The organism is Paenibacillus aestuarii (assembly GCF_027789125.1).
GTDB classification, from domain to species: domain Bacteria; phylum Bacillota; class Bacilli; order Paenibacillales; family NBRC-103111; genus Paenibacillus_E; species Paenibacillus_E aestuarii.
In genome coordinates, this window is the sequence record NZ_JAQFVF010000088.1 from 135,683 (window position 1) to 157,221 (window position 21,539).

Annotated in this window: 20 protein-coding genes; 11 read left to right on the top strand and 9 right to left on the bottom strand. The window is 52.6% G+C overall.

The window, feature by feature from the left end; genetic code table 11:
- Positions 1 to 118: 118 nt before the first annotated feature.
- The 3 genes from O9139_RS29280 to O9139_RS29290 all read left to right on the top strand — a co-directional run bounded on the left by O9139_RS29280 (position 119) and on the right by O9139_RS29290 (position 2,981).
- The gene (locus O9139_RS29280) at positions 119 to 1,174 is read left to right on the top strand and encodes an ABC transporter substrate-binding protein (RefSeq protein WP_270885376.1); all 1,056 of its coding nucleotides are present in this window, start codon (positions 119 to 121) and stop codon (positions 1,172 to 1,174) included.
- Positions 1,175 to 1,272: 98 nt separating this feature from the next.
- On the top strand, positions 1,273 to 2,187 hold the full coding sequence (locus O9139_RS29285; RefSeq protein WP_270885272.1) for an ABC transporter permease: 915 nt from the start codon (positions 1,273 to 1,275) through the stop codon (positions 2,185 to 2,187).
- Positions 2,187 to 2,981 (top strand): ABC transporter ATP-binding protein, encoded by a 795-nt coding sequence (locus O9139_RS29290; protein WP_270885273.1) that lies wholly within the window; start codon positions 2,187 to 2,189, stop codon positions 2,979 to 2,981. Before O9139_RS29285 ends, O9139_RS29290 begins: the two co-directional genes overlap by 1 nt.
- A 156-nt stretch (positions 2,982 to 3,137) precedes the next feature.
- On the opposite strand, the gene O9139_RS29295 is transcribed toward O9139_RS29290, so the two are convergent.
- Together O9139_RS29295 and O9139_RS29300 are read right to left on the bottom strand one after the other, a co-directional pair.
- Entirely contained in the window at positions 3,138 to 3,614 is a 477-nt protein-coding gene (locus tag O9139_RS29295) for a PepSY-associated TM helix domain-containing protein (protein ID WP_270885274.1), read from the bottom strand.
- Between the two features lie 150 nt (positions 3,615 to 3,764).
- Positions 3,765 to 4,250, bottom strand: coding sequence for a hypothetical protein (locus tag O9139_RS29300; protein WP_270885275.1), 486 nt, complete (start codon positions 4,248 to 4,250; stop codon positions 3,765 to 3,767).
- Positions 4,251 to 4,483: 233 nt separating this feature from the next.
- Here O9139_RS29300 and O9139_RS29305 point away from each other — a divergent pair, with 233 nt between their 5' ends.
- From O9139_RS29305 to O9139_RS29315, 3 genes are all read left to right on the top strand, one after another.
- Positions 4,484 to 5,158, top strand: coding sequence for a response regulator transcription factor (locus tag O9139_RS29305; RefSeq protein WP_270885276.1), 675 nt, complete (start codon positions 4,484 to 4,486; stop codon positions 5,156 to 5,158).
- Positions 5,158 to 6,258 carry a sensor histidine kinase gene (locus tag O9139_RS29310; RefSeq protein ID WP_333743058.1) on the top strand — a complete coding sequence of 367 codons (1,101 nt, stop codon included), beginning with the start codon at positions 5,158 to 5,160 and terminating at the stop codon, positions 6,256 to 6,258. Before O9139_RS29305 ends, O9139_RS29310 begins: the two co-directional genes overlap by 1 nt.
- Positions 6,259 to 6,840: 582 nt before the next feature.
- Positions 6,841 to 8,862, top strand: coding sequence for a bifunctional diguanylate cyclase/phosphodiesterase (locus O9139_RS29315; protein WP_333743031.1), 2,022 nt, complete (start codon positions 6,841 to 6,843; stop codon positions 8,860 to 8,862).
- Between the two features lie 139 nt (positions 8,863 to 9,001).
- Here O9139_RS29315 and O9139_RS29320 read toward each other — a convergent pair whose 3' ends face one another.
- Both O9139_RS29320 and O9139_RS29325 read right to left on the bottom strand, forming a co-directional pair.
- Positions 9,002 to 9,439 (bottom strand): hypothetical protein, encoded by a 438-nt coding sequence (locus O9139_RS29320; RefSeq protein WP_270885278.1) that lies wholly within the window; start codon positions 9,437 to 9,439, stop codon positions 9,002 to 9,004.
- Positions 9,440 to 9,603: 164 nt separating this feature from the next.
- Entirely contained in the window at positions 9,604 to 10,677 is a 1,074-nt protein-coding gene (locus tag O9139_RS29325; protein WP_270885279.1) for a M42 family metallopeptidase, read from the bottom strand.
- A 177-nt stretch (positions 10,678 to 10,854) separates the two neighbouring features.
- On the opposite strand from O9139_RS29325, the gene O9139_RS29330 reads away from it, so the two are divergent.
- Positions 10,855 to 11,586 carry an MBL fold metallo-hydrolase gene (locus O9139_RS29330; protein ID WP_270885280.1) on the top strand — a complete coding sequence of 244 codons (732 nt, stop codon included), beginning with the start codon at positions 10,855 to 10,857 and terminating at the stop codon, positions 11,584 to 11,586.
- 14 nt (positions 11,587 to 11,600) lie between these two features.
- Here O9139_RS29330 and O9139_RS29335 read toward each other — a convergent pair whose 3' ends face one another.
- A complete protein-coding gene (locus O9139_RS29335; RefSeq protein WP_270885281.1) occupies positions 11,601 to 12,263 on the bottom strand; it encodes a DNA-3-methyladenine glycosylase family protein in 663 nt (220 codons plus the stop codon).
- 143 nt (positions 12,264 to 12,406) lie between these two features.
- On the opposite strand from O9139_RS29335, the gene O9139_RS29340 reads away from it, so the two are divergent.
- The gene (locus O9139_RS29340) at positions 12,407 to 12,982 is read left to right on the top strand and encodes a glycerol-3-phosphate responsive antiterminator (protein ID WP_270885282.1); all 576 of its coding nucleotides are present in this window, start codon (positions 12,407 to 12,409) and stop codon (positions 12,980 to 12,982) included.
- Between the two features lie 150 nt (positions 12,983 to 13,132).
- Positions 13,133 to 14,812 carry a glycerol-3-phosphate dehydrogenase/oxidase gene (locus O9139_RS29345; RefSeq protein ID WP_270885283.1) on the top strand — a complete coding sequence of 560 codons (1,680 nt, stop codon included), beginning with the start codon at positions 13,133 to 13,135 and terminating at the stop codon, positions 14,810 to 14,812.
- Between the two features lie 339 nt (positions 14,813 to 15,151).
- Here the strand turns inward: O9139_RS29345 and O9139_RS29355 are convergent, their stop codons facing one another.
- The 3 genes from O9139_RS29355 to O9139_RS29365 all read right to left on the bottom strand — a co-directional run bounded on the left by O9139_RS29355 (position 15,152) and on the right by O9139_RS29365 (position 17,687).
- Positions 15,152 to 15,883 (bottom strand): DUF421 domain-containing protein, encoded by a 732-nt coding sequence (locus tag O9139_RS29355; protein ID WP_270885284.1) that lies wholly within the window; start codon positions 15,881 to 15,883, stop codon positions 15,152 to 15,154.
- 296 nt (positions 15,884 to 16,179) lie between these two features.
- Complete coding sequence (locus O9139_RS29360) at positions 16,180 to 16,680, bottom strand: DinB family protein (protein ID WP_270885285.1); 501 nt, start codon at positions 16,678 to 16,680, stop codon at positions 16,180 to 16,182.
- 62 nt (positions 16,681 to 16,742) lie between these two features.
- Positions 16,743 to 17,687 (bottom strand): helix-turn-helix transcriptional regulator, encoded by a 945-nt coding sequence (locus tag O9139_RS29365; protein ID WP_270885286.1) that lies wholly within the window; start codon positions 17,685 to 17,687, stop codon positions 16,743 to 16,745.
- Positions 17,688 to 17,874: 187 nt separating this feature from the next.
- Here O9139_RS29365 and O9139_RS29370 point away from each other — a divergent pair, with 187 nt between their 5' ends.
- Positions 17,875 to 19,311 carry an amidase family protein gene (locus O9139_RS29370; protein WP_270885287.1) on the top strand — a complete coding sequence of 479 codons (1,437 nt, stop codon included), beginning with the start codon at positions 17,875 to 17,877 and terminating at the stop codon, positions 19,309 to 19,311.
- Between the two features lie 84 nt (positions 19,312 to 19,395).
- Positions 19,396 to 20,238, top strand: a complete 843-nt coding sequence (locus O9139_RS29375) for a hypothetical protein (RefSeq protein WP_270885288.1) — start codon at positions 19,396 to 19,398, stop codon at positions 20,236 to 20,238.
- Positions 20,239 to 20,308: 70 nt separating this feature from the next.
- On the opposite strand, the gene O9139_RS29380 is transcribed toward O9139_RS29375, so the two are convergent.
- Positions 20,309 to 21,538 (bottom strand): aminopeptidase, encoded by a 1,230-nt coding sequence (locus tag O9139_RS29380; protein WP_270885289.1) that lies wholly within the window; start codon positions 21,536 to 21,538, stop codon positions 20,309 to 20,311.
- Position 21,539: the final 1 nt, after the last annotated feature.

A 21,539-nucleotide genomic window follows, 5' to 3' on the forward strand; every position in this document is an offset into this window, starting at 1 on the left:
TGGACGCACGGCGTCCCGCAACTTGTCTGCTTTTGTCGATAAAAGCGTTAAAGGGGTGGGCGGGTGCTACGTTAAATCGTCCAAGCATATTATGGGGCTAAAGAGAGGGGTAAACATGTTGAAAAAGAAAACATTAATGACACTCGTTCTATCTGCTGCGTTGATCACAGTAGCAGGCTGCGGCCAAAAAGCCGACACCCAAGCTGCATCCGGCGGCGCAGCATCCGCTGCACCAGCGTCAGCTGCACCCGCATCCGGCAAAACTTACAAGGTTTCCATTTCGCAGATCGTGGAACACCCTTCTTTGGATGCTACACGTCAAGGGTTCATCGCCGCTCTGAAAGATGCAGGCATCGTCGAAGGCACCAACTTGAAAGTTGATTTCAATAATGCACAAGGCGATCAAGCCAACAATCTGTCCATCGCGCAAAAAATTGCCGCATCCGACAGCGATCTCGTACTCGGCATCGCAACACCATCGGCCCTGGCGCTGGCTCAACAAGTGAAGAAGGCTCCTGTCCTGTTCGCGGCAGTTACCGATCCGCTTGCGGCTAAAATCGTCAACAACCTGGATAAGCCGGGCGGCAACGTCTCCGGCGCATCCGATACGAATCCTCAAGCGGTCGCCCAGTTGATGGACTTCGTAGCGTCTAACATGCCAAAAGTAAAAACAGTCGGCCTGGTCATTAACGAAGGCGAGCCGAATGCGGTCATTATGGCTAAAAATGCAGAAGAGTCTTTGGCAAAGCATAACATCAAGCTGGTCAAAGCTCCTGTTACCAATACATCGGAAGTGAAGCAAGCTGCTCAATCCCTTGTCGGACGCGCAGACGCTTTCCTGATCACACTGGACAACACAGTCGTTAGCGGCGTTGACTCCATCATTCAAATCGCCAATGAGAAGCATATTCCATTCTTCTCCAGCGATCGCGATACCGTTGAAAAGGGCGCTTTTGCAACAGTCGGATTTAAATACTATGACCATGGCTACCAAGTAGGCCAAATGGCTGCGGATATTTTGAAGAACGGCAAAAAACCGGGAGATATGAAAGTTACTGTTCCTGATAAACTTGACCTGATCTTGAACCTGAAGGCTGCTAAAGCACAAGGTATCGAAGTGACGGATGCTATGAAGAACGCAGTTAAAGACAAAGAGAAGGATATCATTCAGTAACCTGGGCTCTTCACTTATGGAGTGAACGTTGTTCGTTCGCTCCTTCTTTGTTGGATGAGGGCTGATCGCTTTTATTTTGAAATTACGGAGGATTTTGCATGATAGATTCGATGAGCGGAGCTGTCGAGCTAGGGCTTCTATATGCGCTAATGGCGCTTGGCGTATACATCACGTTCCGTATTCTCGACTTCCCGGACTTAACAGTGGACGGTAGTTTTACTACAGGCGGCGCAATCGCAGCGATTATGGTGTCGCATGGCTTTTCACCTTGGCTGGCTTGCCTGGCTGCATTTGCCGGAGGTTTGGTTGCAGGAGCCTGCACAGGCTTATTGCATACGAAAGGCAAGATTAACGGGCTTCTTTCCGGTATTTTGATGATGATCGCCTTGTACTCCATTAATATGAGAATTATGGGCAGGCCGAACATTTCCCTGTTAGGTACCGATACGATTTTTACATCGATCTCGCCGATATTGCTAGGGTTTATCATTGTTATTGTTGTCAAACTGCTGCTGGACGCTTTCCTGCACACCGATCTAGGTCTTGCCCTCCGTGCTACGGGGGATAACGCTCGGATGATCCGCAGCTTCGGTGCCAATACGGACACAACGACGATTCTAGGCGTGAGCTTGTCGAACGGACTTGTGGCCTTATCCGGCTCTCTTATTGCGCAGCAATCCGGGTTCGCTGATATTTCTATGGGTATCGGGATGATCGTGATCGGTCTGGCTTCCGTTATTATCGGTGAGGCGATTTTCGGCGCGCGCTCGGTATTCCAAGCGACATTAGCCGCTGTTCTGGGCTCCATTGTGTATCGAATCGTGGTGGCGTTGGCCCTGCGCGTCGAGTGGCTCAATGCTTCCGACTTGAAATTGATTACAGCAATTATCGTTATTATTGCGCTTGTACTGCCTTCCGTTCAGCGTGCGATTAAGCAAAAGGCGAATGCCAAACGGCGGGCTGCGGAGCTTATCTCCCGCGCGTTGCAGTCGAATCAGGGGGGTAGACCATAATGCTTCAGCTCTCTAACGTTTCCAAACTATTTAACCCGGGATCGGCAGATGAAAAAGTCGCGCTGGTCGGCATTAACCTGAACTTAAAACCGGGCGATTTTGTCACGGTTATCGGCAGTAACGGTGCCGGGAAGTCGACGCTAATGAACGTTATTTCCGGCGTGATGACGCCGGATGCCGGTGAAGTACGGATCGGCGGCGAAGTCATTCACCACCTGCCGGAATATGCGCGCAGCCGTTGGATCGGCCGGGTCTTCCAAGACCCCATGGCAGGGACGGCTCCGCGGATGACGATCGAGGAGAATCTGGCCATGGCATATGCCCGTGGCAAGCAGCGCGGCCTCAGCTTTGGCGTCAACGCGGGCAAGCGCACGCTGTTCCTGGAGCAGCTGCAGCGCCTGGGCATTGGCCTTGAAGGCCGTCTGCGCGCCAAGGTCGGCCTGCTCTCCGGCGGTGAGCGGCAGGCGCTCAGCCTGCTGATGGCGACCTTCACCAAGCCGCAAATCCTGCTGCTTGATGAGCACACCGCAGCGCTGGACCCGGCACGCGCGGAGCTAATCACACGATTGACTGAGGAGATCGTGCGCGAGATGAAGCTGACCACCTTGATGGTCACGCACAATATGGATCAGGCGATCCGTCTTGGGAACCGCCTGATTATGATGGATAAGGGCCGCATCATCCTCGATGTGAGCGAAGAGCGGAAAAAAGATCTCACCGTGGAGCAACTGCTCGGCGAATTTGAACGCATTAGCGGAAGCAAGCTGTCCGACGACCGCGTCGTGCTGGGCTAATGCAGAGAAGAGGCTGTCTCGAGGTCATCGTTGATGACGGAGGGCAGCCTCTTTGGCTATCCTGCAAAAGTGGCAGGATTATCTGATGTATGTGCAATTTCGCAGGCTATCCTGTCGGGCGACCAAGGCGACGTAGCAGCCTAGCAACAGTCATCGTTATGAAGTCGCGACGGCTGCCGTTCGGCGTTTTCTCTGGATGCTTTGGGCACGCAGCGTTTTCATCGACAGCACAATGCCTGTCACTGTAAGCACGATCATCCCGAGCGCGCCGAGGTCAACCAGCCATCGTACATCCGTTTGGCCGATTTTCCCCTCATGGAGGCCCTTGATCAACCCGATCATGCCTTGCTGACCACCTTGCCCTCCTCTACCCATGCCGCTGTCCTGGGTATCGCCCATCGGCTGGCGGCTGCCGGAAGCAGCCTGGTCAGATCCAGTTTGCTTGGACGGCATGTCGGCAGCTGCGGCGCTGGTGCCGCCTCCATTCATTTCCTGCGGCGGACCGCCTCCCATCCCGCCGGCTAAGCCGAAAAGCTGCTTTTCAGACAGCAGCAACCCGGTCACAGACTGCAGCAAAATAAAAATGGAACAAATCAAGCCGATCCATAAATGCAATTGTCGTGTTCTTTTCATGTGATAACCTCTTTTTCTTGTTCAAATTTAATAATTGCCAATATATAGGCTTGATCTGAATTTGAACTGAGGGAGGGCTGAGCATCTCCTGAAAAAGAAAAAAAGCCGCACTCGGCGCACACGCGGGAGGTCAGCTTGGAGAACTACAATTCAAGAGCCTGTCTCTTGAATAAGCGTCTTAATCTTTTGCAGCCGAATATATTCGGCTTTTTCCAGTTGGGGGCGAAAATAAGCAAACAAATAAGCCGCTTCCTGAAATTGCAGCCCCGGATAGCATACAACCTCCTGCAAAGCGCCGGGATTGTCCATAATGACCTGCCATTCGCCTGTCCGGTCGTTGACGGGCACCGTCTGGAGCACGCTCTTTTTCGCGGCGATTGTGTCGCCTAGCTCCTGCCAGATTTTCTCCCAGGAAGGGCTGAAAACTACCGGATCGGGAAACATCCGGCTAGCCGCACGAACGGCTTGTTCAAGCCTTTCGATATCCGCATCCATGGCAGCCTTCACAGCCTCCGTGAAGCCGTCCAGCAGGCGGCGGAAGCCTGCATATCCTTCCTGATGAATGGCAGCTTGAAACGCCTCTGCGGCGCTCTCGTTTTGAATCTTTTCAAATGCACCAAATGGGTTGTTCAGCATCGCGTCATAGACCACCTTGATCATGATGAAAAGCAAAATGGGGAATGCCTACCTTTGCTTTCTACCTTGTGTCTTTCCTTGCATCCCACTTCCAAAATGTAACATAATTAGGTGCTGAAAAAAAGCGTGACAGTCATTCTGCAGTTTATATTGAGTTTATAAAAAATGCTTATGCTTAAAACGCAGCAAGTGAAGACTAAGGCAATTAACGGAAAGAAATGAGGGTGAGGCCGATGGCGACAATTATGATCGTGGATGACGATCCTTATATTCGCGAGCTCGTCCGTGTTTTTATGATAAACGAAGGCTTCGAAGTCGTCGAAGCTGAGGACGGCGCAGAAGCGTTAACGAAGCTGGAAAGCGTCCAGGTCGATATGGTCATCATGGACGTCATGATGCCAAATATGGACGGCTGGGAGCTATGTAAGGAGCTGAGGGAGCACTATGACTTCCCGCTGCTCATGCTGACCGCCAAAGGCGAGACCTCGCAGAAGGTCAAGGGCTTTGAACTGGGCACCGACGATTACCTCGTCAAGCCGTTCGAGCCGGTTGAGCTGGCGGTGCGCGTGCGTGCGCTGCTGAAGCGCTACAAAATCGCTTCTTCCCAGACGGTACAGGTCGGTCACTTGACCATGAACCGTAAAACCTATGAAGTAACGGTCGGTGCCGACAGCGTCACCTTGCCGCTCAAAGAGTTCGAGCTGCTCTACAAGCTGGCGAGCTATCCGGGAAAAACGTTTTCCCGCGATCAGTTGATCGAGCAGATCTGGGGCTTCGACTATGAGGGCAATGAGCGCACAGTCGACGTCCATATCAACAGGCTGCGCGAGCGGTTTCCGGAAGAGCAGACGGCTTTTCGGATCAGCACCATCCGCGGGTTAGGCTACCGCATGGAGGTCACGCGGTGATGAACAGACAGGCGCTTAAGGAACAGCCCGGCGCGCCAGAGAAGGCAAAGAAAGGCCGCAAGGAGCGGATCTTCGAGTATCTTTTTGGCGCAGGACTTTTTACGCTCATTATTGTATACTTGCTGCTGTGTTTCTTTGTGACGGACTGGCTCTATACCCGCATAGGGAAACGGCCGGATGAGGTTTATGTACAGCTGATCAACTCTGTAGGCTCGATGTTTCTCTGGGGCTTTACGATGGCGCTTCTCGGGAAATATTATTTCCGCAACAAGCAGATGGAGTTTTTTCGCACAATGGTTGATGCTGTGCGCCGCATGTCCCGAGGGGATTTCAACGTGTCCGTAGAGCGGGATCCGCGTAACGGTCCGTTTGTTGAGCTTGTGGACAGCATTAATGACATGGCGGTCGAGCTGGGACAGCTGGAGCAGATGCGGCAGGAGTTCATCTCGAACGTGTCGCACGAGATCCAATCGCCGCTCACGTCGATCAGCGGTTTTTCCCGTGCGTTAAAGAATGACAATCTCGGGGAGGAAGAGCGCAAGCATTACCTCGATATCATTGAAGCCGAGAGCAAGCGTTTGTCGAAACTAAGCGATAACTTGCTGAAGCTGTCTTCGCTGGAGTCGCAGCACCATCCCTTTGAGTTGAAAAGCGTACGGCTGGATAAACAGCTGCGCAACCACATTCTAGCCTGTGAGCCGCAATGGGTGGACAAAGATATCGAAATGGATATCGACATGGTTCCCATCACGATTATGGCGGATGAGGAATTGTTGAGCCAGGTATGGACCAATATCATCCATAACGCAATTAAGTTTACGCCTGTCGGCGGCACGATTGGTGTCTACGTAACGGGCGGCACCGGAGAAGCGGTCGTCCGCATCACGGATAATGGCATCGGAATTTCCGCGGACGATCAGGCGCATATTTTTGAACGCTTCTACAAAGCGGATAAATCGAGAAACCGGGCGTTGGGCGGTAGCGGGCTGGGACTCTCCATTGTCAAAAAAATCATCGACATGCATCAGGGATCCGTCTCCGTCTCCAGCCAAATTGGCGAAGGCACGACCTTTACGGTTCGCCTGCCTGCTGCTGAATAATGTCTGCGCGCATCGCGTCGCGGGCATTTTTTTATAATAAAATAGGGACCCCGCTTATCCAAGATAACCGGAATCCCTATAAAAATCGGATTTTATTCAATTGTGACCAAACACACTCCCATCAACACAACTTCCGTTGCAAAATAGTGGCCTTTCCATGTGTCCTTTCTTCAGAGTAGGTCATGACGTCTGCTGTTACCTATGATCCCGCATGCCCGTAATCGTGAATTCATGAACACCTCTCTCCTCAAGTATTAGGGTATAGAGGGCATGCTTCGCTAACGTGCTTCATTGGACTATCCCCTCTCCTTATGCTCGAAAGATCGTGGCTCCCGGACGCCTCATCCCTCCTGGTCAGTAGGTTCGGCAGGGGAGCTTGTGATTAAATATATACCATTATTAAAATATTGTAAATATTCAGATTATTTAATTTTTAACCGATAATAACCTCATTATGAGCCTATTCTTCGATTTGCTCTCTCTTTCATATTTTACAAGTTTTCGAGCTATCGACAAATAGCGGGACTATTATATAATAAAGCACATATCAAATATGCATCCAGAAAGCAGGGGGCGCTCCAAGTGCAAATGCAAGGTCATTTCAACGGGTGGATCGTTCTATTATCTTTCGTCATTGCCGTGCTAGCTTCATATTCGGCATTAAACCTGGTCAGCAAAATTGCCCGAACCAAAGGACGAAACCGCACGGTTTGGCTTCTGTCAGGTTCTATGGTCATGGGCGTTGGCGTATGGTCCATGCATTTTGTCGGGATGATGGCCTATCATATGGATGTCGAGATAAACTACGATGTTCCCATCACTATTTTATCCTCTCTGGGCAGCATATTAGCTTCATACGTCGCTTTTCGAATTACGGCAAGAAGCCAATCCAGTGCCTGGAGGTATGGCTTCGGCGGCTTTATTATGGGCTGCGGTATTGTTGCCATGCACTACACGGGCATGTATGCGATGCACGAATCGGTTGTGGTAAACTATGACATTCCCATCTGGCTAGCATCGGCGGGCGTCGCTTTGATCGCTTCATATGCCGCTCTATACTTGTTCCATAGATTCCGTCATACGCCGGATTTCAGTATTTGGAAGCTCGGCTGCGCCGTTGTTATGGCCATCGCCATCTGCGGCATGCATTATACGGGAATGGCTGCAGCGCAATTTAGCCACCTGAGTAGTATGCAGCATACGATGCCAGGCGGTCAGGCGCCTCAGATCTTCCTATTGACAGGCGTCGCCTTGTCGACCTTCTTTATCTTGGCTGTTTCATGGGGAGCGATCTTCTTCGACCGGCACGTGCTGGAGAAAATGGCCTATTACGATCAGTTGACCGGCCTTCCCAACCGTCACGATCTGCAGCGCTATTTCAGCGAACATTTCGATCCTGTGAAAGGTGGAGCGCTGATGTTCATCGATTTGGACAGGTTCAAAACGATTAACGATACGCTCGGACACGACTTTGGGGACATGCTGCTGCAGCAGGTAGCCGAACGGCTCCGTACGTGCCTCAAAGGCAAGGATACGCTCTTCCGATTGGGCGGTGACGAGTTCCTTATCATCACCAAACTGACCGATTTGGAGCAGATTGAACTACTGGCGCAAAACGTTTTAAACGAAATTAAGCAGGCGTATTTCATAGAGGTTCACGAGCTATATGTGACAGGCAGCGTCGGCATCAGCTTGGCGCCGCTGCACGGGGATATCCGCTCGGATTTGCTCAAAGCTGCAGACACGGCTATGTATAATGCCAAGAGTGCAGGCAAGAATCGTTACCTGATCTTTGATGAGGAAATGAATCGCGCCCAATTGCGGAAGCTTGTATTAGAGAAGGATCTGCGCAAAGCGATGGTTCACGATGAATTCAAAATCATGTACCAGCCGAAGTGGGATACCGGCTCTAACCAACTTGTCGGCATGGAGGCTTTGCTCCGGTGGCATCATCCGCAGCTCGGACCGGTGTCTCCAGCAGAGTTCATTCCGATCGCCGAGGAGACAGGGATCATTGTACCGATGACCCGGTGGATGGTCAAAGAGGTCTGTATCCAAAACAAGAAATGGCAGGATCGCAATGAAATGCAAGTGTGCATTTCGGTGAATATGTCCGTTCGCGTTTTCGAAAGTGAGACTTTGTTTGAAATGGTCTTTGAAGCTCTGCGAGACTCAGGCTTGAATGGAACTTACCTCGAGCTTGAGATTACAGAGTCAATCGCAATGAGCGATGTTCAAGGCACAATTGAGCAATTGCAAACGATTCGTGAACTTGGCGTCAGAGTGTCGCTCGACGATTTTGGAACGGGCTATTCCTCGCTGGGCAGCTTGGATGAGCTGCCGGTGGATACGTTAAAGATCGATCAGATTTTCATTCATAAAAGCGAGCAGATCTCGAAGCAAGCGATCATCAGCAACATCATCGCCATTGCCAAGAACTTGAACCTTGGCGTTGTGGCGGAGGGCGTAGAGACTTCGGACCAGATCGAATTTCTCCAGTCACGCGGTTGTCATGTGATGCAAGGCTTCTATTACGGCAAGCCGATGTCGGCGTTTGACGTCAGCTACTGGCTGGAGCATAAGCAGAAGGATGCGCTGGCGTAAGGTGCAAATCGGATAAGGCGGGCCAAAGGGCCGCTCCAAGCGGCAGGCGAGGTGTGATGCCCTACGGGTGCCAGCCCTAGTGTAGTTTGTGAGCGTATAGCGGAAGCGTTGCTTCCGCTATTTGCTTTGTGTCAGGCCGCTACAGATAGCGCTTGATTAGCCGGTACCCACTTTCTTGGCGGTAGAGCGACTGGCTCAAGCTATACGTGCCATTCATGGTTTCCTGTTCGTCAGCCACCCACCACAACCCCGTGCATGCATGCTGGCTGGCTAATTGTTCAGCGAACGCTCGAAGCCGGCCTCCGACCAATTCATGCTGATCCGCCTCGGTGGACGAAATCATGGCAGCTTCGCTCAGCTTAAGCGTACTATCGGCGTATTCGCGGATGCGAAATGACAGGGTGCCCAGAATCTGGCCTTGTTGTTCATACAAATATAAGTTATATGGATGGTCATGCATGAAGTGCAGTCGGTTCTCGATGTAAAGCGGTGAAATCGTGCGGCCGGTAAGATTGGAAAACAACAGGCTAATCGAGTGGGAATCATGCGAGGTTGCTAAGCGAATGCAATAGTCCATAAAGGAATCCACTTCCTATTCATTAGTATTATGGCAATTATACCATAAAAAGGAACATTAGTTCTATAAAAAGCGCATCTCCGTCCTGTCGGCTTAAGTTCCCCTAAGTCTGATAGAACAGTGATGCGCTTTGTGCTTATCTTATAGAAGCTCAGTATGAATCGTTATGCCCGCTCATGAATCGTATTTAACGTTGTCCGGTCAGTCGCTTGCACGAGCTTGATCAGCAGCTCTTTCGCCGCCGCATAATCGTCGACGTGAAGAATCGACGCGGACGTATGGATGTAGCGCGCGCAAACGCCAATGACGGCAGACGGTATGCCCTTGCCTTGCAGATGCACCTGACCGGCATCCGTGCCGCCGGCCGAGATAAAGTACTGATACGGGATCTTGTGGGTTTCCGCCGTATCAAGAATGAACTCGACCATGCCCCTGTGGGTGAACATGCCCGGATCATAAATGCGCAGCAGCGCGCCGCGCCCCAGCTGCCCAAAAGCGTTGCGGTCGCCGGTCATGTCGCCGGCGGCACTAGCATCCAGCGCGTAGAACAAGTCCGGCTGGATGAGGTTCGCCGCGGTAATCCCGCCGCGCGCGCCGAGCTCTTCCTGTACAGTCGCACCGCTGTACAGGATATTCGGGAGCTTCGTGCCGTGAAGCTCCTTCAACAGTTCAATCGCCAGGCCGACACCGTAGCGATTGTCCCAAGCCTTAGCCATAATCCGCTTCGGATTGGCTAAGGGAGTGAACGGGCAGACCGGCACGATCTGCTGCCCGACTCGCACGCCGATGGCCAGCGCATCGGCCTTATCCTCAGCGCCGATATCCACGTACATCGACTTGATATCTGCGGGCTTCCCGCGCGAGGCTTCGTCCAGCAAGTGCACCGGCGTCGAGCCGATGACGCCCATGACCGGGCCGTTGTCGGTCATGATCTGCACACGCTGCGCAGGCAGCACTTGGCTGAACCAGCCGCCGAGCGGCTGGAACTTGATCGTCCCATGCTCGGTGATGCCGTTGACGAGAAAGCCGACTTCGTCGAAGTGGCCCGCGACCATTACTTTCGGGCCGTTTTCGTCGCCGCGCATAATGCCGAAGAGGCTGCCGAGCCCGTCCTGAATGAACTCGTCGGTATATTTGGCCATCTCGGTCCGCGCGAATTGTCGAATTTCGCGTTCAAAGCCGGATACGGCCTGCATTTCCGTTAATGTGCGAAAAAGCTCCAATGTTTCTGTATTCATGAAGTTGTTCCCTCACTTTATCAAATGGATATGTTGTCTCGGTTCACATAAGCTCTATTGTATCATAAGTATTTGTGACAACGCTTGTTAGCGGCGGGCGGTGTGCTTCTTTATGATTGACAAAACTAATTGTATTAGTTATTATACTAATAAGGGTAGAAAAGAGGAGGCGTTTTTATGGAAATGACTCAAAACGGCGCTATATATCAGCTGGCTTTTATGCCGAAATGGTTTCCGGTGAACTGTTATCTGGTGGAAGAAGAGAACGAATTGACCCTCGTGGATGCAGCAATGCCTTTTGCTGTGCAGGCTATTTTGCAGGCGGCGGAGAAGATCGGCAAGCCGCTTACCCGCATCGTGCTTACGCATGCGCATGGGGATCACATTGGCGCATTGGACGGCCTGAAGCAGGCGCTGCCGCAAGCGAAGGTGTATATCTCGCAGAGAGATGCCAAGCTCCTTGCCGGCAGCAAGGAATTAGAGCCAGGAGAGCCTAATACGCCGATTAAGGGTGGCGTACCGAAGCCTGGCGCCATTCGGACCAAGCCGGACGTACTGCTGCAAGACGGCGACCGAATCGGCTCCCTGCAGGCGATCGCCGCACCCGGACATACGCCGGGCATGATGGCGTTCCTAGACGTGCGAAGCCACGCGCTGATTGCCGGCGACGCCCTGCAAGTTCGCGGCGGCGTTGCGGTGTCGGGCGTCGTGAGGTGGCGGTTTCCTTTTCCAGCCCTGGCGACATGGAACAAGCAGGCTTCGCTGGAGAGCGTGCGCAAGCTGCGCAATTTACAACCGAGCCTGCTGGCTGTCGGCCACGGGCAGATGATTGAGAACCCGCTGGCGGTGCTGGATCAAGCCTTGGACGAAGCAAGCAAAAAGATTAAAATGGAGACGGCGAGCATTTAGCGGATTCGCGGATTCTAAAGAACGAGCCCTTTGTCCACATAGCCATTATCAACGGCCCGCCATAAATACAGGGAGGCATAGCTCCGATAAGGGCTCCATGCAGGCGCGACAGCGCCCAGGTAGTTCCCGTCTTTCCGCTCTTCAAGCTGATGCAGCCACCTCGCTGCCCGCTGTAGGCCGGCGTCACCGACTGACATGACATCCGGACGGCCGAGGCTGAAGATCATGAACATTTCGGCCGTCCACTTGCCGATGCCTTTGACACTCGTCAGCTGCTTCATCAAAGTCTCATCGTCGAGCGCATGCAGGTCATCCAGCGTCACCTCGCCGCCCAGCACTTTGCTGCTCAGGTCGCGGATGTAGCGGATTTTGGGATAGGAGACACCGCACTGGCGGATGGTTTCTTCGTCTGCGGCCAGCACAAGCTCAGGGGTCACCTGCGGCACGATAAGCCGCACTCGCGCTTGAATGGTACCTGCCGCTTTGGCGGAGAGCTGCTGGGCCATAATGGACATGACAAGCGACTCGTACGGATTGGCACTCGGTTTCAAAGCCATGTCGCCGACAAGGCGGATTAAAGCAGCCAGCTTGCTGTCCACTTGGCATAAAGCGATCACTGCCGGGTGTTCTTTGTTTAAATGAACGATATGCGGTTCGGTTGGAGGATAAATTTCCATGCGGGACATCCTTCCGTCTTGAGATTATATTTATTTTTAATTGTAAATGATTAACAAATGGAGATACAATAACAGTATTGCGTGATGGATACGCAAACGCAACCTATAAGTACAGCAGGAATTCGACCGGAGGAGGCGATGGGATGTCCCTGCAAGATCAGCGCATTATACCGGCGATTCATAAAATCAAGGATTTAGAAAAGCTATTAAGGACAAACTATACGTATATGGTTCTGCTTGAAAGCCATATCGGCCAGCTGAAGCATGTTGTCGATCTGGCAAAATCAGGAGGGAAGAAGCTGCTCCTGCATGCTGATCTCATTGAAGGGCTGAAAAATGACGAATATGCGGCAGAGTTTCTATGCCAAAATATTCGGCCGGCCGGCTTGATTTCGACGCGGGCCAACGTTGTCGCCAAAACGAAGCAGAACGGGCTGCTAGCCATCCAGCGGATATTTTTGATTGACAGCAGCGCTTTACAGAAAAGCTACGCGCTCCTGGAGCGGACGCAGCCAGATTATTTAGAAGTCATGCCAGGTGTTATCCCGCATATGATTACAGAAGTAAAGGAGCAAACCGGCATTCCGATTTTTGCCGGCGGCTTGATTCGTTCCGCAAGTGATGTGGAGCTTGCCTTACAAGCTGGCGCTACCGCAGTCACGACCTCGAATGCAGAGCTCTGGCGGCATTATGCCAGTTTAACTGGAGGAGAAGCATGATAGCCGATTTGGGCTTTCAAAATGAAGCGGACAGTGGTATACTCATTTCAAGTTCATATTTGGTTGGAGACTAGGAGAAACCGCAGCGGCTTGTACGAATAACGTGCAGGCATGTTGGGGTTTTTTTGCATACCCAGGAGGGAAAAAGAGATGATTACCGCTGTTAAAGGATTTTCCGGTTTAAATCGTAAAGAGATGCTGCAGGACATGGCAGGACAAAAATTTGATGTATTAGTAATTGGCGGAGGCATCACCGGAGCGGGGATCGCTTTGGACGCACAAAGCCGCGGGCTTCGTACCGCCTTGGTGGAAATGCAGGATTTCGCATCGGGCACTTCGAGCCGTTCGACGAAGCTGGTGCATGGCGGGCTGCGCTATTTGAAACAGCTGGACGTCAAGGTTGTCGCTGAAGTAGGCAAAGAGCGCGCAATCGTGTATGAGAACGGACCGCATGTCACGACGCCGGAATGGATGCTGCTGCCTTTTTATAAGGGTGGTACGTTCGGTAAAATGTCTACATCGCTCGGACTCCGGGTGTACGACTACCTGGCAGGCGTTAAGCGCTCGGAGCGTCGTAAAATGTTTGATCCGTCAGAAACGCTGAGCCATGAGCCGCTGCTGAAAAAGGATGAGCTAAGAGGCGGCGGTTATTACGTGGAATACCGTACAGATGATGCGCGTCTGACAATTGAAGTAATGAAAAAAGCGGTTGAGCTGGGCGCGAAGGCCGTGAATTATACGAAGGTTGAGGAGCTGCTGGTCGAGAACGGCAAGCTGAAGGGCGTGGCGGTAACGGATCAGATTAGCGGTGAAAGCTACTCGCTGTACGCCAGCAAGGTGGTCAATGCGGCTGGTCCTTGGGTAGACACGCTTCGCGAGATGGATCGCTCGAAACAAGGCAAAACGCTGCACTTGACCAAAGGGGTTCATCTGGTGTTCGACCAGAGCCGCTTCCCGCTGCGGCAGGCGATTTATTTTGATACGCCGGATGGCCGGATGGTGTTTGCCATTCCGCGCGATGGCAAAACGTATGTCGGTACCACGGATACGAACTACAAAGGGGATATCGTGAACCCGCGCATCACCATCGCAGACCGTACGTATTTGCTGCGCGCGGCGAACGAGATGTTCCCGTCCCTCGGGTTGACGGAGGCTGACGTCGAGTCGAGCTGGACCGGTCTGCGCCCGCTGATCCATCAGGAGGGCAAGGACCCTTCGGAGATTTCGCGCCGCGATGAAATCTTCGTATCGGCGTCCGGCCTCATCTCGATGGCCGGAGGCAAGCTGACCGGCTACCGCAAGATGGCGGAGACGGTCGTGGATCGCATCGCCGCTATGCTGGCGGAAGAGGGCACTGCGCCGGCGGGACTTGCGCCGAGCAGCACCAAGACGCTGCCGATTTCCGGCGGCGATGTCGGCGGCTCCGCGCAGCTGGAGCCGTTCTTGCGCAGCAAGGTCAGCCAAGGGCAGCGCCTGGGGCTGACCGAGAGCGAGGCTGCGCAGCTGGCGCGGCGGTACGGCTCCAATGTGGATGCCGTCTACGAGCTGCTGGCGCAGCTTAAGGGCGAAGCGGCGAAGCGTGGCTTGCCCGCGGCTGTACTCGCTTCGCTCGTCTACGCGATCGAGCAGGAGATGGTGGTGAAGCCGGCGGATTTCTTCATCCGCCGCACCGGCGCCCTCTTCTTCGACATCGCGTGGGCAAGACAATGGAAAGCGCCAGCGACCGCCTTCCTGGCAGAGCGCTTCGGCTGGGATGAAGCGCAGACGGCCAGATATTCCGCCGAGCTGGAGCAGCTGCTCCATGAGGCTGTGACGCCGCTGCAAGCTTAATCGCTTGCCGGCAAAGCGTTAACTTTCGGACGACCGGTTTGGTGGGGTCCGAGGGTTAACGCTTTTTTCATTTCAACTGCTGGGGGAATAGGGCTTGCTTCTACGAACTTCGTGATGTATACTCTTAATTGATAACGATTATCATTATCGATTAGCATCTGGAAGTCCCTTCCGGCTGTGAAGAACAATAAAGTGTTCCAGATTGATCCGAAAGGTTTCCCTTACAACGATCCGGTGTCTTTGGAAGCGGAGCTTGCATTCATCGTGGAGAAGTTGACTCAACAATAAAATACGAAATCCTCCTATGTGCACAATGCTTGTGCCTGCGGGAGGATTTTTTTAGGATAGTATTTGTTTATTGTGCTTGTCTTGTGTCAGCTTATAGATGCGAATCTGCTCTGAGGTGTCGATGGTGGCCAATGCAATCTGCTTCATATCCTGGTTTTGGGCACGGATTTTGCTTTCCAGCCACGCGTCATTTTTTCCGAGTTTGTGCAGCAATTTGTTGTTCACAACGCCTTCAATGATGATCGGCTCAACCAATGCAAACGGCGAAGTGTGCACGTTCAGATCGACCGCTGCCGGCGGCTGGTGCTGTGTTTCCAGGAACATCGAGATGGTGCCGCCTGGTTCCCAGAGAGCGAGCGCCACTTTTTGAACATCTTCAATTTGCTGCTTTCGCAGTTCGGAAAATAAATGGTCTAAGGAAATTCTGGCTTTGGACAGATTATGCATGTGAATTTGACCATGTTGGATGAGGAGGAGCGGAGGCGGGTCGAGAAAATGTTTCAGACCGTTCCATTTCAGGCTGAGCCATGATGTGCCCAAGTACAGCACGACTAGCACGATTGTCGTCGTCATGGAGCCTGCTAGACCCAGCCGTTCGTCGGAGAGTGGGTGTGCCAGGATGTTGCCTAACAGCAGGGCGATGACGAAATCGATAAAACGCAGCTGGGAGATGGAGCGCTGTCCTAAGGATTTGGCTGTAATCAATAAAAATAAATAAGCGACGACCGCTCTGAGTATCCATTGCATTGTTGTCAGCGATTCTTGGCTGCGAAAGAAGTCCAACGGGGGTTCACACTCCGAAAGTCATATATTCCGTATAGAATTTCCCTTGATGCTGGGGAATTATCCATTTTAGTGGGGAAATGGGAAGTTGTTGCCCGCAGCGGCTGTATCCTGTTTTGGCCTGCGGATCGGATATTTGGTTTGTGTGCTGTTTGTGCAAGGGAGCTTGCAGCCAAAGGGGCATCTCATCGCTGTCAGCATGGACTAGGCGCCACAGGCGATGCTGCTGGGAATCGCGGCGCGTGCAAAAAAAGAAGCTAGGGCCCTATCGGACCTCGGAGCTCCTTTTAACGTCTCTACACTAACGGCTGCATGCCGCGTTCCATCCAATCGTCACGCGTCGGACCGTACATACCTGGCACGCGCAGGCCAGCTTGACGCATAAGAACGATCATTTCTCCACGATGATGGATTTCATGGGAGATCAGCATGCGCAAGGTCAGATGGTTAGGCCACGTTTGGCCGTACATCTCATGAACCTCTCCGAGTGTGGCATCGGTCCACTGGGACTCTATGGCTGCTGTCAGCCCTGCGGCAGCAGCGCGGTATGTCACAGCGATCGTTTTGGCCGAGTCCGGCGCAATCTCTTCACCTTCAGGAGCTTCGAATTGGAGACCGGTGCGGGACAGCATTTCATGAATGGTTGTGGCGATATGCCAGCCCAATTGTCCCAATGTCCGGAAGTCGGGCGCGATACGCTGGGATAGCGATGCATCCGTCAAGGTGTCCAGCACACGCAGCGTTGCTGCGGATTCATGGTTCCATTCATTGATAAAAGCTTGGATTGTTGTAAACATGATTGATTCCTCCTTAGGACGATATGACCTTATTATAGCCGTGCTATACTGACAACATATTGTCAGTGTTCATTATCATAGAGTTGAACAATTTGTTTTGCCTTGTTTTTGATGATCGCCGCCAAGTGTGGCGGCTCCAAAACGCGAAGAGAAGGTCCATAGCTAAGCAGCATCCCGTGCAGCCAAGGCTCATCGGGCTGATAAGCGGTGATTCGTGTTGAGCCGTCAGGCAGCTCTTCGATCTGCTCGGACTGAAAATAGTCTTCAACTTGGGCGCGTACGTTAGGCTGCGCATGCAGAATGAGTTGAATACAGGCGGGCGGCTCTTTCTTGCCCCACCCGTAGCTCAGCTTTTCGAGTGTTTCTTCTTTGCGGATGAAGGTACGGTTTAGTACTTCAACAGCTTTCATGCGTGACAACCGAAATACGCGGAAATCGTTGCGGAGCAAGCAGTAGCCGTATAAGTACCAATTGAACCCTTTGACGACAATACCCATGGGTTCAACGGTGCGTTCCGTATATTCACTCTGAGAGGACATATATTGAAAAGAAACCAGGCGAGTTTCGCGAATGGCGGTGCGAAGGTCATTCAACTTTTCTTTGCCGAATTTCTCGCCACGCCAAGGGTTCATGTCAATGATCAGTTGATTGTTCAGTGCGGCGATAGGGTCCTGCTCGGATTTGGCAACAAGCGCTCCAACCTTGTCGAGCAGGGCGCCGATCTCCTGATCGCCTACCGTAGCACGAATCCCTCTTAGACCAGCGATGATGGACTGCAGTTCCTCCAGCGAGAGAAACTGGCGGTCCAGTCGGTATTGGTCCATAATCTCATAGCCGCCTGTGTTGCCGGCATAAGAAACAATAGGAACACCGGCTTGATTAATCGTCTCGACATCGCGGTATATCGTCCGCTGCGAGACCTCGAATCGCTCGGACAGCTCCTTCGCGCTTATTCTTTTCCGATTCAGCAAGAGCATCGTTATGGCTAGCAGCCGATCTAGTTTCAAGCGGATCACCTCTTCGTTCATCTTCCTTCATACATACCTTACCACTTCGTGCAGCAGGAGATGTTCTCCTCTCTGGAAGAAGATAACTGTTTTTGACAAACAACTGGGTGTAGTTGGAAGTTAAGAGGAAAAATCTCTATTCGAGTGGAATTATTGAACAAAGGATTGAAAAAGGAGCGTATGCCAAGTGGTGATTAAGTTGCACGAATGGATCATTGAGGCAGATATTCAAAGCATGCAGCAGGCGATGGAGACGGGGGCAACCAGCTCTGTGGAGCTCGTGAAGCACTATTTGTCACGGATTGAGCAGTATGACGGGCGGATTCGCGCCGTGCTGGAGATCAATCCGGACGCGTTAGCAATCGCAACAGCCTTAGACCGCGAGCGTCAGGAGAGCGGATTGCGCGGGCCGCTTCATGGTATCCCAATCCTGATCAAAGATAATATCGATACAGCGGACCAGATGCATACCAGCGCAGGCTCGATTGCTTTGGCGAATTCTCGTGCGGCTGCGGACGCCTTTGTTGCCGCCAAGCTTCGTGAAGCCGGAGCTGTGCTGCTGGGGAAGACGAATATGACCGAATGGGCCAATTTCATGTCTTCTGGTATGCCGTCCGGCTATAGCTCCAGAGGGGGCCAAACCGCCAACCCGTACGGACCCTTCGAAGTCGGCGGCTCCAGCGCAGGCTCAGGAGCAGCGGTTGCGGCCGGGTTCGCTGCAGCGGCTATCGGCACGGAGACGTCGGGTTCGATCGTCAACCCGGCGCACCATAACAGCCTGGTCGGCTTGAAGCCGACGGTCGGTCTTTTGAGCCGCTCAGGCATCATCCCGATTTCGCACAGCCAAGATACGCCGGGGCCGATGACACGAAATGTAGCCGATGCGGCCATACTGCTGGGGGCCCTGACTGGCATGGATGAGCGGGATGCTTTTACTTTGGCAAGCGAGGGGCGCGGTTATCGGGATTATACCCCTTTTCTCAAGGCTGACGGCCTTAAGGGTGCGAGAGTCGGGGTTGTGCGCGGTTATTTTGCAGGTTTGCCTGAGGAGGTTCGGCAGGCTGCGGAGCGGGCTCTTGCGGTACTGCGTGAACAAGGGGCTGAGCTCATTGATCCGGTCGTGCTTCCTTGCGAGGGGACGGAGTGGAATTATGAAGTTCTGAGGCACGAGTTCAAAAAAGATCTGAACGATTACTTGGGAAACTTGGATCATGCGGTTCCGATCCATTCCCTGCATGATCTCATTCTGTATAATAACGAGCATCGAGAGGCTGCGCTCAAATACGGACAAAGCATTCTGGCTTGGTCGGAGGAAACGAGCGGCACATTGACGGAAGCGCTCTATCTGGATAGCTTTCACCGTTATCGTGAGCTAACACGCGCGCAAGGGATTGACTATGCGCTTCGCGAGCATCAGCTCGACGCGTTGTTCTTCCCGGGCGATGAGGGTTACGATCTTGCCGCTAGAGCGGGCTATCCGCTCATCAATATACCCGCAGGATACACCTCGCAGGGGCCAACGGGGATTACCTTTGCTGCGGGCGCGTTCAGTGAGCCGCTACTACTCCAACTCGCTTACAGTTTCGAGCAAGCGACCCGCTATCGTGTGCCCCCGAAGCTGTAAGCGAGCCCCGTTTCCTGCATAGGTCATGGAATAAATTGAAATAATAAGCCGATTTCAAATCCATGACAAAGCGAGATGAGCACATTGTTAAAAAACAAGGCCAGAGCTGCGCTGCACATCGCCGTCATCAGCTTGCTCTTAAGCGGGCTGTCCCTTTCAGGAACGGGCTGGGCTGCGGCCGGAATGAAGGAGGAGGCACCGCCTTCAGGATCCAATACGGCTAATCCTACGGAGTTAATACAGGCGCGGGAGATCGATGTTACCGGCGACGGCAAACTGGATAGCGTAGGCTTGGTCGGAATGAAATTGGACGCCGCCAGCCCCTATTACGCCAAGCTTTTTATTGTCGTATTAGGTCAAGGCCAGAATCAGGTTGTCGTCCCGCTAGAGGGCGGATATAACCCCAAGATGTCCTTCTGCGATTTTAATGGCGACAAGCTGCCTGAAATTTTTGTGTCTGCCGAAACGGGAGGCAGCGGAGGGCTATCCAATTACTACCTCTACTCGCTCAAAGGGAACGTTCCTACAGCACTTCCTTTGCCGGATCCCCTGCATGTGACATCGATGTTTAAGAGCAATTATGCGGTGAAGCTGAAGGTGAAGGAAACAGGGAAGTCTTTTAAAGTCGATCTGAAGGATAAGAAGGCGGATTACGACCAGTTCGGTGTTTACAATAACGGCAAGCTGATTAAACCGGTGATTGTGGATGTCCATGGTTACGGGCTGCTTCAGCCGATGGACATAGACCGGGACGGCGTATGTGAATTGAGAGGCGTGCAGCGGATCACCGGTATCTCGAATGCGGATACGATTGGTTACGTCAACTCGCTTTGGAAGTGGAAAGACGGCAAATGGGTGCTGAAGAACGCTACGATCAAAAAAACTTTCGAGCCGCATGGCCCTAGTGGTCATTCGGAAGGGCACTAATAAGCGCAGAAAAACCGCAGCTTCCGCAGGCGGCTCAAGATGAGCTGATTCCTGTGGAGCTGCGGTTTTTTTATACCCAGTTGCCTCGACGGAACAAAGGTTCGCGTGTCCCATCCTCAGTAATGCCGTCAATCTCCATCTCGGCGGAGCCGATCATGAAGTCAACGTGGATCAAGCTTTTATTGTAGCCGTTGGCATCCAGCTCTTCCGGCGACATAGCGGTCCCGCCTTCGATCGTGAACGGATAGGAATTTCCTAACGCGACGTGGCAGGAAGCGTTCTCGTCGAATAAAGTGTTGTAATAAATGAGGCCTGATTGCGAAATCGGCGAGTCGTACGGCACGAGAGCGACCTCACCCAAGTAACGTGCGCCTTCATCCATATCGAGCATTTTGTTCAGCACTTCTTGCCCGACTTCGGCGATGGCGCTGACTACTTTGCCGTTCTCGAACGTCAAGCTGAAGCCATCGATGAGCGATCCTTGATAACTCAAAGGAAGCGTGCTGCGCACAGTGCCGTTGGTGCCATTGCGGGCAGGCATCGTAAACACTTCTTCCGTCGGCATATTCGGAATGAAGAAGATGCCGCTGTCTGTCGTGCTTCCAGCCGCCACCCACAGATGTTTAGGGGCAAGTTCGATATACAGATCGGTTCCCGGGCCTTTAAAATGCAGCTGCTTGTAACGCTTGTCATTCAGCATGTTTTGCTTGCTTGTCAACTGCTCGACATGCGTTTGCCAAGCGGCTACCGGATCTTCGCTGTCGACGCGAGTTAGCTTGAAGATTTGCTCCCACAGCTTCAGAGCGCGTTCATCTGCGCTCAAGTTCGGGAATACTTTGGCGGACCATTCGGCCGTCGGATACGACACCAGCAGCCAGTTGACTTGATTGCTGCGCAAATACTGCAAGAAGCCGTTGCGCGCTTGCGCTGCTGTTTTGCTGGATACGGCGACTCTCTCCGGATCGATATCCTTCATCAAATCGGAGTTAGGCGCGTGGATCTGCAGAAAAGCGGCACCGTTCTTAGCCAGCTCTTCCAGTCCGTTCGCCCGCCACATCGGGTAATCACGCAGCGCCGACTCTGGCGCATACTTCAGGCGCAGAGCTTTCACTTCATCGTCGTCCCAATCGACCACGACGTCTTTGGCGCCTGCTTCGTACGCTTTCTTCGCAACTTTGCGCACAAAATCCGCGCAGGCAATCGGCGTCATAATGACGACCGTCTGATCCTTCTGTACGTTCAATCCGACTTTCACAGCTAGCTCGGCATACTGGTCTAGATAATGTTCAAATGTCTTCATT

Coding starts and splice junctions, on each gene's coding strand:
- O9139_RS29285 (WP_270885272.1), top strand. CDS start 1,273: ATGATAGATTCGATGAGCGGAGCTGTCGAGCTAGGGCTTCTATATGCG.
- O9139_RS29290 (WP_270885273.1), top strand. CDS start 2,187: ATGCTTCAGCTCTCTAACGTTTCCAAACTATTTAACCCGGGATCGGCA.
- O9139_RS29295 (WP_270885274.1), bottom strand. CDS start 3,614: ATGAAAAGAACACGACAATTGCATTTATGGATCGGCTTGATTTGTTCC.
- O9139_RS29300 (WP_270885275.1), bottom strand. CDS start 4,250: ATGCTGAACAACCCATTTGGTGCATTTGAAAAGATTCAAAACGAGAGC.
- O9139_RS29305 (WP_270885276.1), top strand. CDS start 4,484: ATGGCGACAATTATGATCGTGGATGACGATCCTTATATTCGCGAGCTC.
- O9139_RS29310 (WP_333743058.1), top strand. CDS start 5,158: ATGAACAGACAGGCGCTTAAGGAACAGCCCGGCGCGCCAGAGAAGGCA.
- O9139_RS29320 (WP_270885278.1), bottom strand. CDS start 9,439: ATGGACTATTGCATTCGCTTAGCAACCTCGCATGATTCCCACTCGATT.
- O9139_RS29325 (WP_270885279.1), bottom strand. CDS start 10,677: ATGAATACAGAAACATTGGAGCTTTTTCGCACATTAACGGAAATGCAG.
- O9139_RS29330 (WP_270885280.1), top strand. CDS start 10,855: ATGGAAATGACTCAAAACGGCGCTATATATCAGCTGGCTTTTATGCCG.
- O9139_RS29335 (WP_270885281.1), bottom strand. CDS start 12,263: ATGGAAATTTATCCTCCAACCGAACCGCATATCGTTCATTTAAACAAA.
- O9139_RS29340 (WP_270885282.1), top strand. CDS start 12,407: ATGTCCCTGCAAGATCAGCGCATTATACCGGCGATTCATAAAATCAAG.
- O9139_RS29345 (WP_270885283.1), top strand. CDS start 13,133: ATGATTACCGCTGTTAAAGGATTTTCCGGTTTAAATCGTAAAGAGATG.
- O9139_RS29360 (WP_270885285.1), bottom strand. CDS start 16,680: ATGTTTACAACAATCCAAGCTTTTATCAATGAATGGAACCATGAATCC.
- O9139_RS29380 (WP_270885289.1), bottom strand. CDS start 21,538: ATGAAGACATTTGAACATTATCTAGACCAGTATGCCGAGCTAGCTGTG.